Source organism: Ferrovibrio terrae (assembly GCF_943372915.1).
Lineage (GTDB): Bacteria > Pseudomonadota > Alphaproteobacteria > Ferrovibrionales > Ferrovibrionaceae > Ferrovibrio > Ferrovibrio terrae_A.
Genome location: NZ_CALSAN010000013.1, coordinates 32,689 through 54,859, shown reverse-complemented (window position 1 = coordinate 54,859; position 22,171 = coordinate 32,689). Strand labels below are relative to the sequence as shown.

Genomic DNA, 22,171 nt, shown 5'->3' with positions numbered 1-22,171 from the left:
GCCTGAGCCGTGCACCAGCCCCGGAGACGACAATGCCCGAGTTCCGCTACGAGGACCTGTTTCCGCTCGGTCCCGACACCACGCCCTATCGCAAGCTTTCCAGCGACGGCGTCGAGGTCATCAAGGCCGGCGGCAAGGATGTGCTGCAGGTCAGCGACAAGGCAATGAGCGATCTCAGCTTCGCCGCCATGCGCGACATCGCGCATCTGTTCCGCCCCGGCCATCTGGCCCAGCTGCGCGCCATCCTGGATGACAAGGATGCCTCGCCGAACGATCACTTCGTGGCGCTGGAGCTTCTGAAAAACGCCAATATCTCGGCCGGCATGGTGCTGCCCAGCTGCCAGGATACCGGCACCGCCATCGTGATCGGCAAGAAGGGCCAGTATGTCTGGACCTCGGGCAAGGACGAGGAGGCGCTGTCGCACGGCATCTACCGCACCTATACCGAGACCAGCCTGCGCTATTCACAGCTCGCGCCGCTGTCCATGTTCGAGGAAAAGAATACCGGCACGAATCTGCCGGCGCAGATCGAGCTCTATGCCACCGATGGCGATGCCTACAAGTTCCTGTTCATGGCCAAGGGCGGCGGGTCGGCCAACAAGACCTATCTTTACCAGCAGACGCCGGCCGTGCTGCGCGGCGACAGCCTGCTGAAATTTCTCGATACCCAGATCAAGACCCTGGGTACCGCGGCCTGCCCGCCGTATCATCTGGCTATCGTGATCGGCGGCCTCTCGGCTGAACTCAATCTCAAGACCGCCAAGCTGGCTTCGGCGCGCTATCTCGACAACCTGCCGACCAAGGGCAGCCCCACGGGCCATGCCTTCCGCGATGTGGAATTCGAGCAGAAGATTCTCGAACTCACCCGCGTCAACGGCATCGGCGCCCAGTTCGGCGGCAAGTATTTCTGCCATGATGTGCGCGTCATCCGCCTGCCGCGCCACGGCGCCAGCGTGCCGGTCGGCATCGCGGTGTCCTGCTCGGCCGATCGTCAGGCGATGGGCAAGATCACCCGCGACGGCATCTATCTGGAAAAGCTGGAAACCAACCCGGCGCAGTATCTGCCCGAGCATGAGGAAAAACTGTCGGCCGAGGTGGTCAAGATCGACCTCAACCAGCCGATGGTCGAGATCCGCAAAACGCTGTCGCAGTATCCGGTCAAGACGCGGCTTTCTCTGACGGGAACTCTTATTGTGGCGAGAGACCTGGCGCATGCCAAATTCGCCGAACGGATCGAGCGCGGCGAGGGCCTGCCCGAGTATGTGAAGAACCACATGATCTATTACGCCGGCCCGGCCAAGACGCCGGACGGCATGGCGTCCGGCTCCTTCGGCCCCACCACGGCCGGCCGCATGGATTCATACGTCGGCACGCTGATGGAAAACGGCGGCGGCTTCATCAGCCTGGCCAAGGGCAACCGCTCCAAGCAGGTGACCGAAGCCTGCAAGAAATACGGCGGCTTCTATCTCGGCTCGATCGGCGGTCCCGCCGCGATCCTGGCCAAGAACTGCATCAAGAAGGTCGAGCAGCACGAATATCCGGAGCTCGGCATGGAAGCGGTGTGGAAGATCGAGGTGGAGGATTTCCCCGCCTTCATCATCGTCGACGACAAGGGCAACGACTTCTTCGCCAACCTGGCGTGAACAGCAAAAAGGCCACCGCGAGGTGGCCTTTTTTATTTGTCTAACAAGTAAAAAGGCGGGAGGGGGGAATGACTAAATGGCAGAAGTTTCTGTTCGATGTGCAGAACCACATTAAAGCTTTAGATCTTATCGGATGCGATATCCCCTTTTTTCGGGGGCATAGTAATGGAAGTTGGGAGTTGTTGTGTGGGCTAGGCAGAAGTAGCAAAGCAAAAAAGTACAGGTATATCGAGTCAACCCTCTATCATGACTTCCTGGCACTCGCGGGCCCTTTGCTTGATGACGCAAATTCGCCGTGGGATACGCTATTTGCTATGCAGCACCACGGCTTGCCTACGCGATTGCTCGACTGGTCGCACACCTTCTCTGTTGCACTATACTTTGCGCTCAAACCTTATTTGAATGTGAAGAGTAGGCCGAGCATCCCTACGGCAGAGCTACCGTGTATATGGATGCTTAACCCATTCGCTCTGAACAAGGCGTCAATGAATGATGATTCAATATTTAACCCGCATACCGATTTGGAAGTAAATTATTGGGATGTATATATAAATGAAAAGAAAAAATTCCCCACTGATGTTGTTGCGCTCAACCCAACTCAAACAAGTCGTAGGTTGGCCGTGCAGCGCAGTGGCTTTACATTCCACAATGAAATAGATGCTCCGTTAGAACAAAAATACAGCGACCTTGTTAGAAAATTTGTGATACCTGCCGCGGCCATTCCGGAAGCGCTATCATTTTTAACTCTAGCTGGGGTTAATGAGTATTCATTATATCCCGATCTTGATGGCTTGGCCCGTTATCTAATGATCCGGCATATGTAATTTAGTCTTACAGCCCCATATAGGCCTGCCGCACGCGGTCGTCGTGCAGCAAGTCCTGGCCGCTGCCCTGCATGACGATATGGCCGTTCTCAAGCACATAAGCCTGGTCGGCCAGCTTGAGCGACACGGCGACATTCTGTTCGACCAGGATCACCGTCATGCCGCGCTCGGCATGCAGCAGCCGGATGATGCGGAACACCTCCTGCACCACGGCGGGTGCCAGGCCCAGTGAAGGCTCGTCGAACATGATCAGGTCGGGCTGGCCCATCAGGCAGCGGCCAATCGCCAGCATCTGCTGTTCGCCGCCCGACATGGTGCCGGCCAGCTGGTCGCGCCGTTCGGCCAGGCGCGGGAAGAGATGAAACACCTCGTCCATCGTGGCCTTTTCCTTGCCGCGCGCACGCGGCAGCAGGGCGCCCATTTCCAGATTCTCCAGCACGCTGAGCGTGGGGAAGATCTGGCGGCCCTCGGCCACCTGGCCGATGCCGAGGTTGCAGACCTTATAGCTGGGCAGGCCGCCGATCTCGGTGTCCTTGTAGGTGATATGGCCGCGCCGTGGCGTTTCGATACCGGCGATGGTGCGGATCAGGGTCGACTTGCCGGCGCCATTGGCGCCGATGATGGCGACGATGCTGCCCTGCGGCACTTCGATCGACACACTGTCCAGTGCCTGGGCATCGCCGTAGAAAACGTCGAGGTCGGTCAGACGGAGCGCCGCGCTGCTCATACCTCGGCCTCCTCGCCCAGATAGCATTCCAGCACGGCGGGATCGCGCACCACCTGCTCCGGTGCGCCATCGGCGATCACCTGGCCATGGTGCAGCACCACCACATGCTGCGACAGCGCCATCACGGCACGCATCACATGTTCGATCAGCAAAATCGTCAGCCCCTGCTTGCGGTTCAGCTCGCGGAACACCGCCACCATCTGGTCGGTCTCGGTCGGGCGCAGGCCGGCCATCACCTCGTCCAGCAACAGCAGGGTCGGGTCGGTGGCCAGCGCGCGCGCCACTTCCAGCCGCTTGCGCTCGGGCAGGGTCAGCTGCGCGGCCGGCTGGTCGCGCTTGTCCAGCATGCCGAGCTGGTCCAGCACGCCTTCGGCTTTCTTGCGCGCCGCCCGTGTGCTGGGCTCGGTGCGCAGGGCGCCGACAATCACATTCTCCAGGGCTGTGAGTTCCTTGAACGGCTTCACGATCTGGAAGGTGCGGCCGATGCCGGCATGGCAGATCTGGTCGGGCCGCAGGCCGGCGATGCTCTGGCCGGCAAAGGTGATGCTGCCCTCGTCGGGTTTGAACACGCCGGCGATCATGTTGAAGCAGGTGGTCTTGCCGGCGCCATTGGGGCCGATCAGGCTGACGATGCCGCCCTTGGGCACGGTCAGCGACGCGCGATCCACCGCGCGCAGGCCGCGGAAGCTTTTCGAGATGCCCTCGACGGTGAGCAAAGCTGTCATAGCCGCTCTCCCAGGCCGAGCCATTTGCGCAACGGCGGCCAGATGCCGTTGGGCAGATACATCACCACCACCAGCAGGCAGAGGCCATAGAACACCAGCTTCACGCCCGGCAGTTCGTAGCCCAGCGCGGCCATGATGTCGGTGAGGCCTTCGGCCAGCAGGGTCAGCACCACGGCGCCGAGGATCGGGCCGAACAGCGAGCCGATGCCGCCGATGATCGGACCGAGAATCAGCTCGATCGAGCGGTTCATGCTGAAGATCTGCTCGGGGAACAGGTTGTTGTAATAGAAGGCGAAGAACACGCCGCTCAGCGCCGTCATGCCGGCCGAGATCGCCACCGCGATCATCTTGTAGCGGAACACGTTGATGCCCAGCGTCTGGGCGGCTTCGGGTTCCTCGCGGATCGCCAGCCAGTAATAGCCGATGCGGCCGGTCAGCAGCCAGCGGCAGAACAGGAAGGCCAGCACGGTGATGCCGAGCAGGATGTAATAGAACATGGTGGGCGAACCGCGCAGGTTGAGCGGATCGTTGATGCTGTACTGCGCCACCGGCAGGAAGAAGCCGCCCGAGCCGTTCACCCAGGTGAAATGGTCGAAGCCGACGCGGGTGAATTCGGCAAAGGCGATGGTCAGCAGCGCGAAATACACGCCGCCGATGCCGAAGCGGAAGGCGAGGAAGCCGATCACCAGGCCGGCCGACATGCTGAGCAGGATGGCGATCCATACGCCAAGCCACGGCCCGATGCCGAAATGCACATAGAGGGCGGCGGCGGCATAGGCGCCGATGCCGACATAGAGCGAATGGCCCAGGCTGAGCTGGCCGGCAAAGCCCATCATCACGTTCCAGGCCTGGCCGGTATAGGCGAAATACAGCACCAGGATCAGCACCGACAGGCCGTAATCACCAACCAGCAGCGGCGCGGCCAGCATGGCGGCCAGCAACAGGCCAAGCAGGATGAGCGCGCGCTGCGGCACGCCTTCGATCAGACGCGCGATCATGCCTTGCGCCCCAGCAGGCCCTGTGGCCTGAAAAGAAGAACCAGAATGAGGATGGCGACGCCGAACATCGTCTTGGCCGAGGGCGCGAAGAACAGCCCGGCCATCGCCTCGGTCAGGCCGATCAGCACGCCGCCCAGCAGCGCGCCGGGCATCGAGCCCAGGCCGCCGATGATGACAATGACAAAGGCCTGCAGGGTGAAGACCGGTCCGACATTGGGCGTGGTGTCGATCAGCAGCGTCATCATCGCGCCGGCAGCGCCGACGCAGGCCGAGCCGATGCCGAAGGTGAGTGCATAGAGCCGCTTGACGTTGAGGCCGACCACCAGGGCGCCCATATGGTTGTCCGCGCAGGCGCGGATCGCCTTGCCGATGCGGCTCAGCTTGAAGAAGGCGAACAGTCCGGCGGTGATCGCCAGCGCCAGGGTGGCAGTGATGACGCGCACCTTGTCGATCAGCAGCGGGCCGACCTCGATGGAGTCGAGCGCGTAATCGACCAGCACGTTGCGGGCATCGGGGCCGAAGATCATCAGCAGGCCATTGACCATGATGATGGCCACCGCGGCCAGCAGGATGAACTGGCTGTGCTCCGGCCGGTTGATGAAGGGATTGATCAGGGCCGCCTGCATCGCATAGCCCAGCGCGAACAGCAGCACGGCAATCGGGATCATCGACACCAGCGGATCGATATTCCAGGCGCCGAAAGCGACGATCGCGGCATAGGAGGCAATTGTCATCATCTCGCCATGGGCGAAATTGACCACGCGCACCACCCCGAAGATGACCGAAAGGCCAAGGGCCATGAGGCCGTAGACCAGTCCGGTCAGAATGCCCTGTACGGCAACGGTAACAATCAAATCTATGGGCATCGGTTCTTCGGAGTCTCTTCGGGGTGGTGTTGCGTGGGTTAAGCGATCAGCTGCGCTTGGTCCAGCTCGGCAGCGGCAGGGTCAGGTTGTCTTCCGCGATATCCAGCGGCAGCACCACCTTCGGGCGCTGGTCGAGATTCTGCAGCGTCACCGACTTGATGTTGACGTTCTGGCCCTTTTCGTTGAACTGCAGCGCGCCGCCGGCCATCACGTGATCGGTGATGTTGGTCTTGCGGATCGCATCGGCCAGCGCCGCGCCCGCCGTGCTCTTGGCGGCGTTATGCGCATTGACGGCCACCATGACGGCCTCGAACGAGAAGCCGACATTCAGCTCGAACAGCTCGTTCTTGTAGCTCTTGGTGAACTCGTCCAGGAGCTTCTGGGTGATGGAAGACCGCGGATTGTACCACGGCACATTGGTCAGCAGGTAATTCGAGAACTTGCCCAGCGTCTTGTAGAACTGGCCTTCATAGAAGCCCGGCGCGCCGGGGCTCATCACGATCTGCGGTTCCCAGCGCTGCTTGACCATTTCGCGGATCATCAGGATGGCGTCGTTAAGCCGGGTCACCGGCATCAGCATTTCGGCGCCGGTGGCCTTGGCCTTGGCGATCTCGACCGAGAGATCCTTGGCCTGCGGATCATAGGCAATGGTATCGACGATCTGGAACGGCAGGTTGAAGCGCGGCGCCATCGCCTTGATCGCGCCGGCCATCGACTGGCCGAAGGTGTCGTTCACATGCATGAACACGGCGGTCTTCGGCGTGATGCCGCTCTTCTCGAACACGCCCTTCATCAGGTTGAGGCCGTCGCCGACCAGCATCGGTGCGGTCGGGAAGTTGCGGAACACGAACTTGTAGCCCTGTTCGGTGATCTGCGGCGCCGCGGCGACGTTGATGATGTAGGGCACGCCCTTCTGCTCGGCGACCTGGGCGATGGCGGCCGACTGGCCGCTGTCGAAGGCGCCGATCAGCACATTGGCGCCGTCGTTGATCAGTTTTTCGGCGCGGGCGCGGGCCACGTCGACGTTGGATTCGGTATCGGCATTCATGATCTCGACATTGGCATTGATGCCGAGCTGCTTGAGCACGCGCGGCGCCAGGTCGATGCCGCGCTGGCAGGCGATGCCGAGCTGGGCCTGGAAGCCCGAGCGCGGATGGATCGACCCGATCTTCAGCGCGCCGGTCTGGGCTTTGACGATGTTGAACGGTGCGGTGCCGGCGACGAGCGCGGCGCCGGCGGCCGTGGCTGCGAATTGGCGACGGGTAAGCTTGGTGCTCATTGGTCTTTCCTCCCTGGAACCGTTGTCTAGGACGCCCGCCCTGTATGGGCGGTGCGCTTGGTACGCGATGCTACTGGATCAGTGTCTGTGGTGGAACGGGCCGCGGTGTCCGCCTTCTGGGCGCGCTCCAGCGTGATCGGCGCCGGCGCGGCGGTGAATTTGTGCAGCAGCCGCATCAGCGTGGCATGCTCGTCGCTGCTCAGCACCTGGTTGATCTTGGCATCATGCTGCTGGACGCGGGCGATGTATTCCGCCATGCCGCGCTGGCCGTCGGCAGTCAGGAACAGGCCATAGGCGCGGCGATCATGCGGGTCGGCACGGCGCTCCACCAGGCCGAGGCCTTCCAGTCGGTCGGTCATCGTCATGGCGCCGGAACGGGCGACGCCCAGCGCCTCGCCCAGGCGGCTCTGCTGGATGCCGGGATTGCGATCGACCAGCATCAGGGCCGAAAACAGGGCCGGGCTGATTCCGGTATCGCCCAGCCGGCCGTAGAAATCCTCCCACACCCGCAGCTGTGCCAGGCGCAGCAGGTAGCCGACATGGTTGGGCAGGGTGCCGTAATCCACCGGTGCCGCACTGCCGCGCCGCTCGGATTTGACTCCGACCTCGGCTTTCGGCCTGCGCATTGGCGCATTCCGGGCGGCAACTGGCACGATGATAGTCCTCCCTGCCCACGGCTTCTTGGCGGCCGGGCGTTTCTTGTATGCCGGATTGTAGCGGGGAATAACAGTAATGCAAGCGGACTAATTTGCGCCTGCACTGGCCGATGGCCGATTACAGCAGGCTGCCGCCTGTCATGCCAGCGTCATCGCGGCCGCCTAGGCTGCGAATCACTTCAGGCGCGCCGCTCATCGTGCCCGGCCGGTCCGGCTTCCCCGCCCAGACCGGCTTTCTTTTTTCAGGTGGGAGTCTTGGGCTTGCGGCGTTCGTCGCCGCTGCGCCGGCTCGGCCGCTTGCGCCGCTCCTGCTCCGGCGGCAGCGGGATCTGCAGCCGCCGCTCATTGCGGCGACGATCGGGCAGGCGGCGGCGGTCGGGCCCGACAAAGGCGCTGCTGCGGATGAATTTGCGCGGCACCTGCAGCACATGCATCAGGCGCAGCACCAGCCCTTCCATCGACAGCGGCTTGCGCGCGATCTCGTTCACGCCGGCATCGCGTGCGGTGGCCACCAGGCTGGCATCGGGATTGGTGCACATCAGGATGATCGGCACCGGATCGTTCTCGCGGCGCAGCCGGCGGGTGAAGGCGATGCCATCGCCGTTGCCGGGCAGTTTGTGGTCCAGCAGGATCACGCTGGGCCGGAACTCGATCAGCTGGCGTATCGCTTCTGCGGCAGTACCGGCCACGATGATGGAGGGGAAGCCCATGCCGAGCAGCACATCGCGCAGCGTGCGGCGCAGGCCGCGGTCACCCTCGGCCACCAGGATGGTGGAGCGACGAAAGGCGCCGGGATCGATACGACGGTTCTTGGTGGGCGGAAGCGACATTGACCGACTCGGGAAACAGGAGCCTGAAGCCTCGCCGCTCTGCGTTAAGGAAAGGTTGTCGCCGTGCGGGTTCTACCGCGCCGGCGGCATGCCTCTACCTCCGGGATATCAGTCGCGCAGCAGTTCGTTGATGGATGTCTTGGAGCGGGTCTGGGCATCCACGCGCTTGACGATCACGGCGCAGTACAGCGACGGGCCCGGCTGGCCGTTGGGCAGCGGCTTGCCCGGGATGTTGCCCGAGACCACCACCGAATAGGCCGGCACGCGGCCGACGAAAACCTCGCCGGTGGCGCGGTCGATGATCTTGGTGCCGGCGCCCAGATAGACGCCCATGGACAGCACGGCACCTTCCTCGACGATCACGCCTTCCACCACTTCCGACCGCGCGCCGATGAAGCAGTTGTCCTCGATGATCACCGGGTTGCCCTGCAGCGGCTCCAGCACGCCGCCGATGCCGACACCGCCCGACAGGTGCACGTTCTTGCCGATCTGCGCGCAGGACCCCACCGTGGCCCAGGTATCCACCATGGTGCCGCTGTCGACATAGGCGCCGAGATTGACAAAGCTGGGCATCAGCACCACGCCCGGCGCGATATAGGCGGCGCGGCGCGCCACGGCGCCCGGCACGGCGCGGAAGCCGGCGGCGCGGAAACGCTGCTCGCTCCAGCCGGCAAATTTCGACGGCACCTTGTCGAACCAGCTGGCGCCGCCCGGGGCATCCGAAATCAGCATGTTGTCGGTGAGGCGGAAGCTCAGCAGCACGGCCTTCTTGGCCCACTGGTGCACCACCCACTTGCCGTCGATCTTCTCGGCCACGCGCAGCTTGCCGTCATCCAGCGCATTCAGCGTGGCCTCCACCGCGTCGCGCACTTCGCCCTTGGTGTGGAAATTGACCTGGTCGCGGGCCTCCCAGGCGGCATCGATCACGGGCTGGAGCTGGGCGCGAATGGCGGCGTCGGTCATGGTAAATAGTCCTTGGAAAATGCGGGTCGGCGAGACCGCGAGACAATAGCCGCCGGGCGCCTTGAGTCAACCTGCCGGCTCCCTTTCGGGCGCCCGTCGGCGCTGGTTCAGGCGGCGGGCAGGGCGGCCAGGAAGGCGGTCAGGTCCGGCGCGGTATGGTGGATATGGCCATGGTCGCCGGCATCGGGTTGCGACCAGGCCGCCGTGGTCGGCACCCAGATCGTGGTCATGCCCAGTTCGGCCGCCGGTTTCAGGTTGCGCGCCATGTCTTCCACCATCACGGCGCCGGCCGGTGTCACGCCATGGCGGGCCAGCATGGCGCGATAGGGCGCGATCTCGGGCTTGGGCAGGTAGTCGGAGGCCACGATGTCGAACACCGCCTCGAAGTGATGGTCGACCCCCAGTTTGCGCATGATGCGCTCGGCATGGGCCACGGTGCCGTTGGTGAAGATCAGCTTGCGGCCGGGCAGGCGCTCCAGCGCCGTATTCAGCGCCGGCATGGCGTCCACGCCGCTCAGGTCGATGTCATGCACGAAGCTGAGGAAATCGGCCGGATCGATGCCATGCTCCACCATCAGGCCGCGCAGCGTGGTGCCATGGGTATGGAAGAAGTATTTCCGCTTTTCCGCTGCCGCTGCGGCATCCAGGGCAAAGGTCGTGGCGATGAACTCGCCCATCCGGCGTTGCACCTGCTCGAACAGGTTGCATTCCGCAGGGTAGAGCGTGTTGTCGAGGTCGAAGACCCAGGTTTCCGCCTGCCGCAAGGCGGCACCGGCCAGTGGCATGCCGGCGGGGGATGCGGAAGCGGCGGGGGATGCGGAAGCGGCGGAGATCACAGTTTCGCACCATAGGTGCTTCTGGCTAAAATGGCGAGTATCCGGGGCGCCACGCGATCACCGGAACAAGAGGGGCAAACGGTGAGCCAGGGCAGCACGGCAATGGATGCGAGCCAGGAGAGCAACCTGGCAGGCGGACTCGATCCGGCCCTGCTGGTGCCGGACTATCCCGGCCCGGCCGCGCTGCTCGATGGCGGTGGCCGCACGCTCGCTGCCAACGATGCCGCCACCGGATTGCTGGCCGCACTGGCAGACAACCAGCTGCCGGCTCTGGCCGCCGCAATCGCGGCGGCGCTGAATGATGGCCAGATGCGACAGGATCGCGCCGATCTCGCAGGCCCGCGCGGCGGCAGTGCGTTGCAGCTTACGCTCATTCCGCTTGGCGACAGGACGCACCGTCGCCTGCTTCTGCTCGGTCGCGACGGTACGCTGGAGCGCAACCTGATCCAGGCGCTGATGCAGTCGCGCCAGCTGTTCAAGGATCTGGTCTCCTGCTCCACCGACTTTGCCTGGGAAACCAAGGCCGATGGCCGCTTCGGCTTCGTCTCGCCACGCGGCGCGCTGGGCTATACGGCGCGCGAGCTGGAAGGCACCGATGCGCGCAAGATCGTCGCCGAACACAGCGTCGATACGCCGGCACCGGCGATCCTGCCCTTCGAGGCGCAGGTGCCGCAGGAATCCACCGAGGTCTTCCTCCAGCGCAAGGACGGTACGGTGGGCTGTTTTGAAGTGTCCTGCCTGCCGGTGCGCGATGCACAGGGCGCCTGGCTCGGCGTGCGCGGCGTGGCGCGCGATGTCCCCGAGGCCCGTGAACGTGTCGACGCCCTGCGCCGCGCCCACAAGCAGCTCAACAAGCTGGCCAGCACCGATGGCCTCACCGGCCTGCTCAACCGCCGCGCCTTCCTGACCGAGCTGGACAAGCGGCTGGCGCGTCATCTGCGCAACAAGCTGCGCGGCACCCTGATCTATTTCGATCTCGACAACTTCAAGAAGGTCAACGATGTGCGTGGCCACCAGGTGGGCGACGAGGTGCTGAAGCATGTGTCGGAGGAAGCCCGCCGGCTGATGCGCGGCGTCGATCTGGCCTCACGCATCGGCGGCGACGAATTCCTGCTCTGGCTGGAGGAAACCGATCGCAATTCGGCGGAATCGATCAGCCTGCGCCTGCATGAGATCGGCCGCGAGCTTGACCGGCAGTTCGGCGTCGAGGGTTTTCCGCTCGGCCTTTCGGTTGGCGCGGTGTTTTCGCGCCTCGACCAGCTGGAAAGCACCGAGGCCCTGATCGCCCGGGCAGACGAGGCGATGTATGCCGCCAAGAAGGGCGGCAAGGGACGCAGCCATATCGCGCCGCTGCCCGATGACGAGGACGGAGTCCCGACGTGAGTGGCAAGAACATCGATTACGACAAGGCGAAGGCGCTGGCGGCCTCGGCCAATTCGGCCGAGCGCCTGAAATTGGCCAAGCGCGCCGATACGCAGCCGGAAATCCTGTATTACCTCGCGGTCGACCAGACCGAGGAGGTGCGTCGCGCCATTGTCGAAAACGAGGCGACGCCGGCGCAGGCGTATCTGCTGCTGGCCAATGATTCCTCCGAAGAGGTGCGCCAGCGGCTGGCTGCCAAGGTGGCGCATATGCTGCCCGACCTGCCGGATGATGAGGCAAACAAGGCGCGCGAGCTGGCGATCCAGACGCTGGAGCTGCTGGCGCAGGACGAGCTGGCCCGTATCCGCGCCACATTGTCGGAAGCCCTGAAGGCATCCGAGAATGTACCGCATCACCTGATCAAGCAGCTGGCGCTGGATGTCGAGCTGATCGTCTCCGCCCCGGTGCTGCAATTCTCGCCGCTGCTGAGCGATGACGATCTGCGCGAGATCGTCGCCTCCTCGGCCCAGTCCGGTGCATTGTCGGCGATTGCCCGCCGCATCGGCCTGTCCGATGGCGTATCGGGCGCCATTGCGGCCACGCGCGACGTATCGGCGGTGGCGGCCCTGCTGGCCAATGACTCGGCGCAGATCCGCGAAGAGACCCTCGATCTCATCCTCGATGCGGCACCGCAATTCGAGGCCTGGCATGAACCGCTGGTGCAGCGGCCCAACCTGCCAGGCAAGGCAGCCAAGCGCCTTGCCGGTTTCGTCGCCTCATCGCTGCTGAAATTGTTGGCCAGCCGCAAGGATCTGCCGGCCGATGCGCTGGCCGAGGTGCGCCAGGTGATGGAGCAGCGGCTCGAGGTCAAACTCGAGGAAGCCGACGAAGACGACGAGGCCGAAGACGCCCAGACACCGATGGCCGAAGCCGAGGTCAAGGTCAGAAAGCTGATCAAGGACAAGAAGCTCGACAACGACCTGGTGCAGGACGCCATCGAACGCGGCGACCGGAATCTGGTATTGCAGGCCCTGATCCAGAATGGCCGCATCCCGCTATCGGTGATCCAGAAGGCGATCGATGTGCGCAATGGCCGGCTGATCACCGCGCTGGTCTGGCGCGCGAAATTCTCCATGCGCACGGCCGTGATGATCCAGCGCGACCTTGCCCACGTGCCGCCGAAGAGCATGCTGAATGCCCGCAACGGTTCTGATTATCCGATGACCGAAGCCGAGCTGCAGGACCAGCTGAAGATCCTCGGGCTTTAGGTCGTTATTCACTCGAGCCGTGTTCGCAAACCCGGCGTAATACCGCCGTCCCGGAACTATTCTTGCCTTGGTGTGTTTAGCAATGGGGGACTGCGACCGTGGGCGCAGGGCCGTGCAAGGACTCATTATTGCCATGCCGCTGAATATTTTCGACTGGAGCCGGACACCGCTTGGCCCCAAGGAGGCGTGGCCGCTGTCACTGAGAGCGGCATACGACATCATGATGTCGAGCGGGTTCGGCATGTGTGCCGCCTGGGGGCCAGCGAAGACGCTAATATATAACGACGCCTATGCTCCGTTTCTGGGCCAGCGTCACCCCGCAGCCGTGGGGCAGCCATTGGATGAAGTATGGCGCGATGTCTGGCATGAGATCGGACCGCTGTACGAAAGGACAATGGCAGGCGAGTCGGTGCGTTTGGAAAACATGCACCTGCGAATGACCCGTCACGGCTATCCGGAAGACACCTACTGGACGTTTTCCTACAGCCCCTTGCGCGATGGCAATACGGTTTGCGGCCTCTTCAATGTCGCCGTCGAGACGACCGAGACGGTATTGGCTCAGAATCGCGCCCGCATTTATGCCGAGCGCGTGCAACTGGCCCTGTCTGCCGGTGCGATCATAGGCACATGGTTCTGGGATGTTCCGAAAGATCGATTTGCCGTGGACGAGGCATTTGCCAGTAGTTTCGGCCTCGATTCGGCACTGGGCTATGACGGGCTCAGTCTCGAGCAGGTGATTGCCACGGTCCATCCGGACGACAGGCCAGAGCTGTCGAAGGCTTTGAAGGATGCGATGGAGCGCGGCGGCGCCTATGCCCATCAGTACCGTGTCCGCAGGGCCGATGGACGCTACTACTGGATTGAGGCCAATGGTCGCGTGGAACTCGGGCCCGATGGCTCGCCGCAGAACTTCCCCGGCGTCCTGATCAATGTCGAGGAGCGGCGAGCCGTGGAGGCCGAACGCGACACCGCCATCGCCAAGCTGCGCGCGCTGAATACAGACCTGGAGCAGAAAGTCGTTGCTCAGGCGCTGGCGCGTGGCCGCACCTGGCAAGTCAGTCCAGACATGCTGGGCGTACTGAATGCCGAAGGGTATTTCGAAGCATCCAATCCTGCATGGCATGCAACGCTGGGGTGGTTAGAGGAAGAGGTGGCCGGTACGGTTTTCTTCGACTTCATCCATCCCGACGACCAGAAAAAGACACGTGTGGCATGGGAGGATGCGCTTGATCGCGGCCTGCCTGCCCTGCGTTTCGAGAATCGGTACCGTCATAAGGACGGCGACTGGCGCTGGCTGTCCTGGGTTGCGGTCCCCGACGATATGAAGGTGTACTGCTCGGCACGTGATATCACGGATGAGAAGCGGCGCCAGGAAGAACTCGCGGAGCGCACCGCCGAACGCGATCGGCTGTGGGAGACAACCAATGATCTCATGGGCACCGGAAACCTTGATGGCTACCTGAAAGCCATCAACCCTGCATGGACAACGCTGCTTGGCTGGAGTGAAAACGAGCTGCTCGCACGGCGGTTTCACGACATCATCGATCCGGCCGACCATGCAGAGAGCGACAGGGCTATTGCCAGGCTGGCTGCTGGCAAGGATGTGGCGGGTTTTACCAATGCCATCCTCTGCAAGGACGGCAGCCTGTGCCACATCATGTGGGCGGCAAGTCCGGATCCGGGTACCGGCCTGTTCCACATGGTCGGCCGCAATGTGACCGGACAGCGTGCCGCCGAAGAGACCCTGCGGCAGGCACATAAAATGGAAGCCGTCGGTCAGTTGACGGGTGGCCTGGCGCACGATTTCAACAACTTGCTTATGGCTGTTTCCGGCGCGCTGGAGCTGACCCGGAAATTCATCAACCAGGGCCGCTACACGGATGTCGAAAAGTATATCGCCGCAGCGCAGGATGGGACAAAGCGCGCGGCAGCGCTGACCCACCGCCTGCTGGCCTTTTCCCGCCGTCAGACGCTGGCACCCAGACCCGCAGACATCAATCAGGTAATCAGCGGGATGGTAGATCTGATCCAGCGGACAGTCGGGCCGAGCATCAAAGTGGCAAATGTGGGTTCGACGGGTTTGTGGACTGCCATGGTCGATGTCCCCCAGCTTGAAAATGCCTTGCTGAATCTCTGCATCAACGCACGCGATGCCATGCCTGATGGTGGCCGCATTACCATAGAAACGTCTAACCGTTCGATTGATTGGCATGCTGCCCGGCAGCTTGATCTGTCGAAGGGGCAGTACCTTTCGCTCTGCGTGAGCGATACCGGCACAGGTATGCCGCCCGAAGTCATCGCCAGGGCCTTCGAGCCATTCTTCACCACCAAGCCATTAGGCGAAGGTACCGGTCTCGGCCTATCGATGATCTACGGCTTTGCGAGGCAGTCTGGCGGCCAGGTGCGGATTTATTCCGAGGTCGGCCAGGGAGCGACGGTCTGGATATATTTGCCGCGGCATCTGGGCAAGGCGGAAGAGGATGAGATCCTGCCGGTGGCCGAGGTTCTGAAGCCTGCCCGGCAGGGCGAAACGGTGTTGCTGGTCGATGACGAAGCCATGGTGCGCATGCTGATCGTGGATGTTTTGGGAGAGGCTGGCTATACGGTGCTTGAGGCAGGTGACGGCCTCGCAGGTCTTCGGATTCTTCAGTCCGATGCCCAGATTGACCTGCTGGTGACCGATGTGGGTCTTCCGGGGGGCATGAACGGGCGGCAGATGGCGGATGCGGCGCGTGCGAGTCGGCCGGATTTGAAAGTTCTGTTCATCACGGGCTATGCGGAGAATGCTCTGCTTAGAAACGGACAGCTCGAAACGGGCATGTCAATCCTTACAAAGCCGTTTGAGATCGACACGCTGGCCGGACGCATACGGGAGCTGATCGACGCCTAGCGCGGGCTGCGCGTTCGCTCCTTACGCCGCGCTCTCGTCGACCACGCGCAAGGTCTGCCGCGCGCCCTCGCGTAAGCGCAGCAGCTGTGCCGCCGTGGCGATGGCGATTTCGCCCGGATGCTTGCCGTTCACACCGTCGATGCCGATCGGGCAGGTCAGCCTGGCGATCTGCTGTTCGTCCAGGCCCAGCTCGCGGAAGCGTTTGACGAAGCGTGCCCGCTTGGTCTCCGAGCCGATCAGGCCCACATAGGCGAAACGGTTTTCCTGCAGCGCCTTTGCCGTGATGCCGAGATCGAGGGCATGGCTGTGGCTCATCACCAGAATCCACGCATCATCCGGCAGGCCGGCGATCTCGCGCTCCGGCGCGTTGGTCACTTCCACGCTCACGCCCGGCGGCACATGGTCGGGGAATTCGTCGGGCCGCGGATCGAACCAGCGGATGCGGCAGGGCAGGGCGCTCAGCACCTGCACCACCGCCTTGCCGACATGGCCGGCGCCGAACAGCGCCACGGTGAACAGGTCCGGCCGCTGCGGCTCGAATAGCAGCGTCATGGTGCCACCGCAGCATTGCCCCATCGAGGGCCCGAGCGGGAATTTGCGCAAACTCGGTCCCTGTTTGGTGCCGAGCATATGGCGGGCAATTTCGATGGCGCGGAATTCCAGCGTGCCGCCGCCGATGGTGCCGATGGTGTCGTCCGGCGTCACCACCATCTTGGTGCCGGCCTCGCGCGGTGCCGAACCATCGGTGGCCGCCACCGTCACCAGCACGGCCGGAATGCCGCGGCCATCCAGGTCGCTGAGGGCATTCAGCCAGCTCATTTGGCGGCCGCCATGTCGGTGGGCATCGTGGCGGCCTGCCGTTTGGCCGCGGCGATGGCCAGCAGCACACGTTCCGGCGTGGCCGGTGCATCCAGATGCACCATCCTGGTGCCGGCCGCGGCGGCGACGGCATCCTTCAGCGCCAGCCAGGCCGAGATGCCCAGCATCAGCGGTGGCTCGCCCACCGCCTTGGAACGGAACACGGTGTTTGACGGGTTGGCGCGGCCGGATACCAGCTGCACGCGGAAATCTTCCGGCAGGTCGCGCGCGGTCGGAATCTTGTAGGTGCTGGGCGCATGGGTGCGCAGGCGCCCTTTGTCGTCCCACCACAGTTCTTCCATGGTCAGCCAGCCCAGGCCCTGGATATAGGCGCCTTCTACCTGGCCCATGTCGATGGCGGGGTTGAGCGAGCTGCCGCAGTCATGCAGCAGGTCGGCGCGGGTGAAGCGATATTCGCCGGTGAAGCAGTCGACCAGCACTTCGGTGGCCGAGAGGCCATAGGCGAAATAATAGAACGGCCTGCCGCGCCCGGTGGCGCGGTCGAAATGGATATCCGGTGTGGCGTAGAAGCCGGAGGCGGCCAGCGACACGCGTTCCATCCAGGCCTTGTGCGCCACATCGGCAAATGGCATGGACTTTCCACCGGCCCGGACGAGGTCATCGGCGAAGGTCACCTGCTCCGGCGCCGCACCCAGCATCGCGCCGGCCACTGCAGCAAGCCTTTCGCGGATCTGCAGCGCGGCATTTTCCGCCGCCTTGCCGTTCAGGTCGGCGCCGGCGCTGGCTGCCGTGGCCGAGGTGTTCGGCACCTTGTCGGTGCGTGTCGCGGTGATGCGGATTTTATCGAGGCCGATGCCGAGTGTTTCGGCCACCACCTGCGCCACCTTGATATAGACGCCCTGGCCCATCTCGGTGCCACCGTGGTTCAGCTGTACCGAGCCATCCTCATAGACCAGCACCAGCGCGCCGGCCTGGTTGAGGAAGGTGGTGGTAAACGAGATGCCGAATTTCACCGGCGTCAGCGCCAGGCCCTTCTTGAGATGCGGGCTCTGCGCGTTGAAGGCATCGATCTCCTGCCGGCGGCGCCTGTAGTCGCTGCTCGCCAGCAGTTCGTCCAGCATCTCGGGCAGGATGTTGTCGGTGATGGTCTGGAAATACGGTGTGACGTTGTTGGCGGTCTTGCCGTAGAGATTGGCGCGGCGGATCTCCAGCGCGTCGCGGCCGAGGTAACGCGCGATCTCGTCGATCACATATTCGGTGGTTGCCATGCCCTGCGGTCCGCCGAAGCCGCGAAACGCCGTGTTCGACACCGTGTTGGTCTTGCAGCAGAGCCCGGTGAGGGTGACATCGGGCAGCCAGTAGCTGGAATCGGCATGGAACACGGCGCGGTCCACCACGGCGCCGGTCAGGTCCGCCGCCCAGCCGCCGCGCCCGGCCAGCGTCAGTTCATAGCCGAGGATGCGGCCCTGCTCATCGAAACCGACGTCATAGCGCGACAGGAAATCGTGCCGCTTGCCGGTGGCGATCATATCCTCGTCGCGGTCGAGCCGCAGCTTGGCCGGCCGGCCGGTCCTCGTCGCGATTACGGCGGCGATGCAGGCAAACTGCGCAGCCTGGGTTTCCTTGCCGCCGAAACCGCCGCCCATGCGCCGGCATTCCACTGTCACCGCATGCAGCTGGCGGCCGAGGACGCGCGCAACCAGCTTCTGCACTTCGGAGGGATGCTGCGTCGAGCAGCGCACGATCACATCGCCGTCTTCGCGCGGTTCGGCCAGGCTGACCTGGCCCTCGAGATAGAAATGATCCTGGCCGCCGATATTGAGTTCACCCTGCAGGCGGTGCGGCGCGGCGGCGATGGCAGCCGCGGCATCGCCGCGCTTCAGGCCCAGCGGCGGCAGCAGGAAGGACTGCTTCTCGATGGCGTCCTCGATGCTCAGGATCGCCGGCAGGTCTTCATAGGTCACCCGCACCAGCCGGGCGGCGCGGCGCGCGGTAGGCAGGTCATGGGCGGCAATCGCTGCCACCGGATGGCAGTGGAATTCGACCACGCCGTTGGCCAGCATCGGTTCGCCGCGCACCACCGGTGCGATATCGGGATCGCCGGGCACATCGGCCACGGTGATCGCCGCCACCACGCCTGGAATGGCGAGCGCGGCGCTCAGGTCGATCTTGAGGATTTTCGCATGCGTGCGGTCGCTCAGATGCAGCGCCACATGCAGCAGGCCTTCGGGCTCCGGCAGGTCGTCGATATAGCGCGCGCTGCCCGCCACATGCTTGGGCGCGCTGTCATGCTTGATCGGCTTGTGGACGACATTTGTCTTATGGGGGCTCGTCATTCGGCGGCCTCCACCGAAATCTTCTGGCCGGTGCTGACCTCATGGCAGAATTTGCGCAGCAGGTTCTGCGCGGCCAGCAGGCGATAGGCGGCCGATGCCCGCATGTCGCTCATCGGCGTGAAATCCGCGGTCAGCGCCGCCACTGCCGGTTCGATCTCGGCAGGCGTAAAGCGCCTGCCGGTCAGTGCTGTCTCGGCCAGCTTTGCCCGCGCCGGCGTGCCGGCCATGCCGCCGAAAGCCAGCCGCGCGCTTTGCACGGTGTCACCCTCCAGCACCACATGAAACGCCGCCAGCACGGCGGAGATATCCTGGTCGAAGCGTTTGGACAATTTGTAGACGCCGAAGCGGCTGTTGGTGCCGGGTTTGCGCACCGTCACGCTTTCGACGAATTCGCCCGGCTGCAAGGCTGTCTTGCGATAGGCGAGAAAGAAATCCTCCAGCGCCATCTCGCGGCTGCCGGCCTTGCTGCGGAGTTTCAGCGTGGCGCCCAGCGCAATCAGCGCCGGCATGCTGTCGCCGATCGGGCTGCCGTTGGCGATGTTGCCGCCGAGCGTGCCGGAATTGCGGATCTGCGCCGATCCCAGCCGCCGCACCATGCGGGCGAAATCGGCATGCAGGCTTTCGATGGCACCGAAAGCATCGCTATAGGTGACGCTGGCACCGATCTCGATGGCATCGCCCTGATCGGTGATGCGCTGCAGCTCCGCCACGCGGCCGAGAGAGACAATGTTGCGTGGCACGCGATGCTGCTTGGTCACCCACAGGCCGACATCGGTGCCGCCGGCCAGAATCCAGCTCTCGCCCTCGGGGAGCGTGGCGAGCGTGTCGGCCAGTTCATCACTGCTGCGCGGTGCCAGGAAACTGCCGTCGGGCGTGGAATGCTGCAGCATGCGGCTGCGCGCCAGGCTGCCGAGCTGGGCCGCAAGGGCTGCTTCCTGCGGCGCGAAGCGGTCGGCCGTGCCGGCATCGAACATCCTGTGCCCGGCCTCCAGGATCGGCCGATAGCCGGTGCAGCGGCACAGGTTGCCGGCCAGCGCGTCTTTCAGGCTGCTGTCGTCGGCCCTGTCGTGGCTTTTGTAATAGGCGAACAGCGACATGACGAAGCCGGGTGTGCAGAAGCCGCATTGCGAGCCGTGGCTGTCCACCATGGCCTGCTGCACTGGATGCAGGGTTTCCGCTTCGGCGAGATCGTCGACGGTGAACAGCGCCTTGCCGTCCAGCTGGTGCACGAACAGGATGCAGGCATTCACCGCGCGGTGTTTCAGCCTGCCGTCGTCGCCGGCTTCGGCCACCACCACGGTGCAGGCGCCGCAGTCGCCCTCGGCGCAGCCTTCCTTCGAGCCGGTGCGGCGCAGCCGTGTGCGCAGATACTCCAGCACCGTCATGGTGTGGGGCACATCCGGTGCCACCGTCACCACCTGGCCGCGCGATACGAACCGAACAGGTTCGGACATGCTGCCTCCGGTTTCCTTGCCGCATCCTTTGCCGCAGTTGGGCGGCGTCAGCTCATCAGGTCGCTGCCGCGGAACGCCCAGCCGGTCATGCGCCGCTCGAACCACACCGCCACCGCATACATCACCACGCCCATGGCGGCGACCACGATCAGGCCGGCGAAGACCAGTGGCACATTATAGCTCGAAGAGGCCGACAGCATCAGGTATCCGATGCCCTCGTTGGACGCCACGGTTTCCGCGATCACCGAGCCGACGAAAGCCAGCGTAATGGCGATTTTCAGCGACGCGAACAGATAGGGCATGGCGCGCGGCAACCCGATCTTGGTGAGGATTTCAGTCTTGGTCGCCCCCAGCGAGCGCAGCACGTCGCGCAGCTCAGGCTCGATGGTGGCCAGGCCGGTGGCGACATTGACCACGATCGGGAAGAAGGAAATCACGAAGGCGGTGATGATCGCCGGCACCGTGCCGATGCCGAACCAGATCACCAGCACCGGCACCAGCGCCACCTTGGGGATCGAGTTGAAGCCGACCAGCACCGGATAGAGGCCGACATAGACCAGCCGCGAGGCCCCGATGAAGATGCCGAGCAGGCCACCGCCGACCACGCCGAGCGCGAAGCCGGCCGTGGTGGTCATCAGGGTCTGCAGTGCATGATGGGTGATCTGCGGGGCGAATTTCACCATCGCCTCGAACACCACGGTGGGGCGCGGCAGGATGAAGGTTTCGACGCGGGTGATGACGCAGACGACTTCCCACAGGATGAAGAGTCCGATGGTGACCATCCAGGGCATCGCCCGGATGAGGTTCTTCTCGTTCATCACGATTCCCTCACCGAATGAATATGCTCGCGCAGCTCATGCACGATGGAGCCGAAATGCGGCTCAAAGGTCGTGTCCAGCGTGCGCGGACGCGGAATGTCGATTTCCTTGCTCAGGATGATCCGGCCCGGCCGCTTGCTCATCACGAAGACGCGGTCGGCCAGATAGGTCGCCTCGCGCAGGTCATGGGTGATCAGGATGGCGGTGAAGCGCCGTTCCATCCACAGCTTCTGCATCACGCCCCACAATTCCTCGCGCGTGAAGGCATCCAGCGCGCCGAAGGGTTCGTCCAGCATCAGCAGGCGCGGTTCATGGATGATCGAGCGGCAGACATTGGCGCGCTGCTGCATGCCGCCCGACAGCTGCCAGGGGAACTTGTCGGCGAAATCCTGCAGTCCCACGGTCTTGAGCAGGGCCATGGCCTGCGCGATATAGGCCTGCTTTTCCTTGCGCAGCCGGCGCTTGTGCGGCTCGACGATCTCCAGCGGCAGCATCACGTTGTCCAGCGTGGTGCGCCAGGGCAGCAGGGTGGAATTCTGGAAGGCCATGCCCACGCCCTGGATCGGGCCGTTCACCGGCTTGCCGCCGATGGTGATGCTGCCGCCGGTGCAGTTCAGCAGGCCGGTCACCAGTTTCATCAGCGTCGACTTGCCGCAGCCAGACGGCCCGACCACGGCGACGAATTCGCCTTCCTGGATGTCGATGTTGAGATCCTCTACGGCGAGGGTCTCTTCCTCGGCCTGACGATAGGTCAGACTGACACCGTTGATTTTGACGAAAGCCGGGCCCTGCATCACAGCGCTCCCCGCGCAACATTCACCTGCACGGTATTCCGGTGCGCGGCCTTGGGGCCGCATCCCCTTGTCATCGCCTGCAT

The 22,171-nt window shown here is 63.8% G+C and carries 19 protein-coding genes; 5 read left to right on the top strand and 14 right to left on the bottom strand.

The genetic code is table 11. The features are described 5' to 3' along the window. The first annotated feature begins 32 nt into the window (after positions 1-32). Both AAG821_RS11055 and AAG821_RS11050 read left to right on the top strand, forming a co-directional pair. On the top strand, positions 33-1,643 hold the full coding sequence (locus AAG821_RS11055; RefSeq protein WP_341914395.1) for a fumarate hydratase: 1,611 nt from the start codon (positions 33-35) through the stop codon (positions 1,641-1,643). A 68-nt stretch (positions 1,644-1,711) separates the two neighbouring features. Continuing rightward, on the top strand, positions 1,712-2,467 hold the full coding sequence (locus AAG821_RS11050) for an FRG domain-containing protein (RefSeq protein WP_341914393.1): 756 nt from the start codon (positions 1,712-1,714) through the stop codon (positions 2,465-2,467). Between the two features lie 7 nt (positions 2,468-2,474). On the opposite strand, the gene AAG821_RS11045 is transcribed toward AAG821_RS11050, so the two are convergent. From AAG821_RS11045 to AAG821_RS11005, 9 genes are all read right to left on the bottom strand, one after another. Then, positions 2,475-3,194 carry an ABC transporter ATP-binding protein gene (locus AAG821_RS11045; RefSeq protein WP_341914391.1) on the bottom strand — a complete coding sequence of 240 codons (720 nt, stop codon included), beginning with the start codon at positions 3,192-3,194 and terminating at the stop codon, positions 2,475-2,477. Next, positions 3,191-3,919 carry an ABC transporter ATP-binding protein gene (locus tag AAG821_RS11040; RefSeq protein ID WP_341914389.1) on the bottom strand — a complete coding sequence of 243 codons (729 nt, stop codon included), beginning with the start codon at positions 3,917-3,919 and terminating at the stop codon, positions 3,191-3,193. Before AAG821_RS11040 ends, AAG821_RS11045 begins: the two co-directional genes overlap by 4 nt. Continuing rightward, a complete protein-coding gene (locus AAG821_RS11035) occupies positions 3,916-4,917 on the bottom strand; it encodes a branched-chain amino acid ABC transporter permease (RefSeq protein ID WP_341914387.1) in 1,002 nt (333 codons plus the stop codon). The genes AAG821_RS11040 and AAG821_RS11035 overlap by 4 nt, the downstream gene beginning before the upstream one ends. Further along, positions 4,914-5,783: a branched-chain amino acid ABC transporter permease gene (locus tag AAG821_RS11030; RefSeq protein ID WP_341895075.1), complete on the bottom strand. Its 870-nt coding sequence runs from the start codon at positions 5,781-5,783 to the stop codon at positions 4,914-4,916. Before AAG821_RS11030 ends, AAG821_RS11035 begins: the two co-directional genes overlap by 4 nt. 46 nt (positions 5,784-5,829) lie before the next feature. After that, positions 5,830-7,062: an ABC transporter substrate-binding protein gene (locus AAG821_RS11025; RefSeq protein WP_341914385.1), complete on the bottom strand. Its 1,233-nt coding sequence runs from the start codon at positions 7,060-7,062 to the stop codon at positions 5,830-5,832. Between the two features lie 26 nt (positions 7,063-7,088). After that, complete coding sequence (locus AAG821_RS11020) at positions 7,089-7,688, bottom strand: MarR family winged helix-turn-helix transcriptional regulator (protein ID WP_341914383.1); 600 nt, start codon at positions 7,686-7,688, stop codon at positions 7,089-7,091. 272 nt (positions 7,689-7,960) lie between these two features. Then, entirely contained in the window at positions 7,961-8,548 is a 588-nt protein-coding gene (locus tag AAG821_RS11015; RefSeq protein ID WP_341914381.1) for a response regulator, read from the bottom strand. 108 nt (positions 8,549-8,656) lie between these two features. After that, positions 8,657-9,511: a 2,3,4,5-tetrahydropyridine-2,6-dicarboxylate N-succinyltransferase gene (dapD, locus tag AAG821_RS11010; RefSeq protein WP_341914378.1), complete on the bottom strand. Its 855-nt coding sequence runs from the start codon at positions 9,509-9,511 to the stop codon at positions 8,657-8,659. A 107-nt stretch (positions 9,512-9,618) separates the two neighbouring features. Further along, positions 9,619-10,296 (bottom strand): pyrimidine 5'-nucleotidase, encoded by a 678-nt coding sequence (locus AAG821_RS11005; protein WP_341914376.1) that lies wholly within the window; start codon positions 10,294-10,296, stop codon positions 9,619-9,621. A gap of 132 nt (positions 10,297-10,428) precedes the next feature. Here AAG821_RS11005 and AAG821_RS11000 point away from each other — a divergent pair, with 132 nt between their 5' ends. The 3 genes from AAG821_RS11000 (at position 10,429) to AAG821_RS10990 (ending at position 15,867) form a co-directional block, all read left to right on the top strand. Beyond that, on the top strand, positions 10,429-11,730 hold the full coding sequence (locus AAG821_RS11000; protein ID WP_341916274.1) for a sensor domain-containing diguanylate cyclase: 1,302 nt from the start codon (positions 10,429-10,431) through the stop codon (positions 11,728-11,730). Beyond that, positions 11,727-12,977, top strand: coding sequence for a DUF2336 domain-containing protein (locus AAG821_RS10995; protein ID WP_341914373.1), 1,251 nt, complete (start codon positions 11,727-11,729; stop codon positions 12,975-12,977). Before AAG821_RS11000 ends, AAG821_RS10995 begins: the two co-directional genes overlap by 4 nt. Positions 12,978-13,110: 133 nt before the next feature. Further along, entirely contained in the window at positions 13,111-15,867 is a 2,757-nt protein-coding gene (locus AAG821_RS10990) for a PAS domain-containing protein (protein WP_341914371.1), read from the top strand. A gap of 21 nt (positions 15,868-15,888) precedes the next feature. Here AAG821_RS10990 and xdhC read toward each other — a convergent pair whose 3' ends face one another. The 5 genes from xdhC to AAG821_RS10965 are packed head-to-tail and all read right to left on the bottom strand — an operon-like array spanning position 15,889 to position 22,088. Beyond that, the gene (xdhC, locus tag AAG821_RS10985; protein ID WP_341914370.1) at positions 15,889-16,686 is read right to left on the bottom strand and encodes a xanthine dehydrogenase accessory protein XdhC; all 798 of its coding nucleotides are present in this window, start codon (positions 16,684-16,686) and stop codon (positions 15,889-15,891) included. Continuing rightward, on the bottom strand, positions 16,683-19,022 hold the full coding sequence (gene xdhB / locus AAG821_RS10980; protein WP_341914368.1) for a xanthine dehydrogenase molybdopterin binding subunit: 2,340 nt from the start codon (positions 19,020-19,022) through the stop codon (positions 16,683-16,685). Before xdhB ends, xdhC begins: the two co-directional genes overlap by 4 nt. Beyond that, positions 19,019-20,476 carry a xanthine dehydrogenase small subunit gene (gene xdhA, locus AAG821_RS10975; RefSeq protein WP_341914366.1) on the bottom strand — a complete coding sequence of 486 codons (1,458 nt, stop codon included), beginning with the start codon at positions 20,474-20,476 and terminating at the stop codon, positions 19,019-19,021. The genes xdhB and xdhA overlap by 4 nt, the downstream gene beginning before the upstream one ends. A gap of 47 nt (positions 20,477-20,523) precedes the next feature. Continuing rightward, positions 20,524-21,294: an ABC transporter permease gene (locus AAG821_RS10970; RefSeq protein WP_341914364.1), complete on the bottom strand. Its 771-nt coding sequence runs from the start codon at positions 21,292-21,294 to the stop codon at positions 20,524-20,526. Then, positions 21,294-22,088 (bottom strand): ABC transporter ATP-binding protein, encoded by a 795-nt coding sequence (locus AAG821_RS10965; protein ID WP_341914362.1) that lies wholly within the window; start codon positions 22,086-22,088, stop codon positions 21,294-21,296. The genes AAG821_RS10970 and AAG821_RS10965 overlap by 1 nt, the downstream gene beginning before the upstream one ends. Positions 22,089-22,171 lie beyond the last annotated feature (83 nt).

What these genes read in the sequence shown, in the direction of transcription:
- AAG821_RS11055 (WP_341914395.1), top strand. Translation starts at nt 33, where the DNA reads ATGCCCGAGTTCCGCTACGAGGACCTGTTTCCGCTCGGTCCCGACACC.
- AAG821_RS11050 (WP_341914393.1), top strand. Translation starts at nt 1,712, where the DNA reads ATGACTAAATGGCAGAAGTTTCTGTTCGATGTGCAGAACCACATTAAA.
- AAG821_RS11045 (WP_341914391.1), bottom strand. Translation starts at nt 3,194, where the DNA reads ATGAGCAGCGCGGCGCTCCGTCTGACCGACCTCGACGTTTTCTACGGC.
- AAG821_RS11040 (WP_341914389.1), bottom strand. Translation starts at nt 3,919, where the DNA reads ATGACAGCTTTGCTCACCGTCGAGGGCATCTCGAAAAGCTTCCGCGGC.
- AAG821_RS11035 (WP_341914387.1), bottom strand. Translation starts at nt 4,917, where the DNA reads ATGATCGCGCGTCTGATCGAAGGCGTGCCGCAGCGCGCGCTCATCCTG.
- AAG821_RS11030 (WP_341895075.1), bottom strand. Translation starts at nt 5,783, where the DNA reads ATGCCCATAGATTTGATTGTTACCGTTGCCGTACAGGGCATTCTGACC.
- AAG821_RS11025 (WP_341914385.1), bottom strand. Translation starts at nt 7,062, where the DNA reads ATGAGCACCAAGCTTACCCGTCGCCAATTCGCAGCCACGGCCGCCGGC.
- AAG821_RS11020 (WP_341914383.1), bottom strand. Translation starts at nt 7,688, where the DNA reads ATGCGCAGGCCGAAAGCCGAGGTCGGAGTCAAATCCGAGCGGCGCGGC.
- AAG821_RS11015 (WP_341914381.1), bottom strand. Translation starts at nt 8,548, where the DNA reads ATGTCGCTTCCGCCCACCAAGAACCGTCGTATCGATCCCGGCGCCTTT.
- dapD (WP_341914378.1), bottom strand. Translation starts at nt 9,511, where the DNA reads ATGACCGACGCCGCCATTCGCGCCCAGCTCCAGCCCGTGATCGATGCC.
- AAG821_RS11005 (WP_341914376.1), bottom strand. Translation starts at nt 10,296, where the DNA reads ATGCCACTGGCCGGTGCCGCCTTGCGGCAGGCGGAAACCTGGGTCTTC.
- AAG821_RS10990 (WP_341914371.1), top strand. Translation starts at nt 13,111, where the DNA reads ATGCCGCTGAATATTTTCGACTGGAGCCGGACACCGCTTGGCCCCAAG.
- xdhC (WP_341914370.1), bottom strand. Translation starts at nt 16,686, where the DNA reads ATGAGCTGGCTGAATGCCCTCAGCGACCTGGATGGCCGCGGCATTCCG.
- xdhB (WP_341914368.1), bottom strand. Translation starts at nt 19,022, where the DNA reads ATGACGAGCCCCCATAAGACAAATGTCGTCCACAAGCCGATCAAGCAT.
- xdhA (WP_341914366.1), bottom strand. Translation starts at nt 20,476, where the DNA reads ATGTCCGAACCTGTTCGGTTCGTATCGCGCGGCCAGGTGGTGACGGTG.
- AAG821_RS10970 (WP_341914364.1), bottom strand. Translation starts at nt 21,294, where the DNA reads ATGAACGAGAAGAACCTCATCCGGGCGATGCCCTGGATGGTCACCATC.
- AAG821_RS10965 (WP_341914362.1), bottom strand. Translation starts at nt 22,088, where the DNA reads ATGCAGGGCCCGGCTTTCGTCAAAATCAACGGTGTCAGTCTGACCTAT.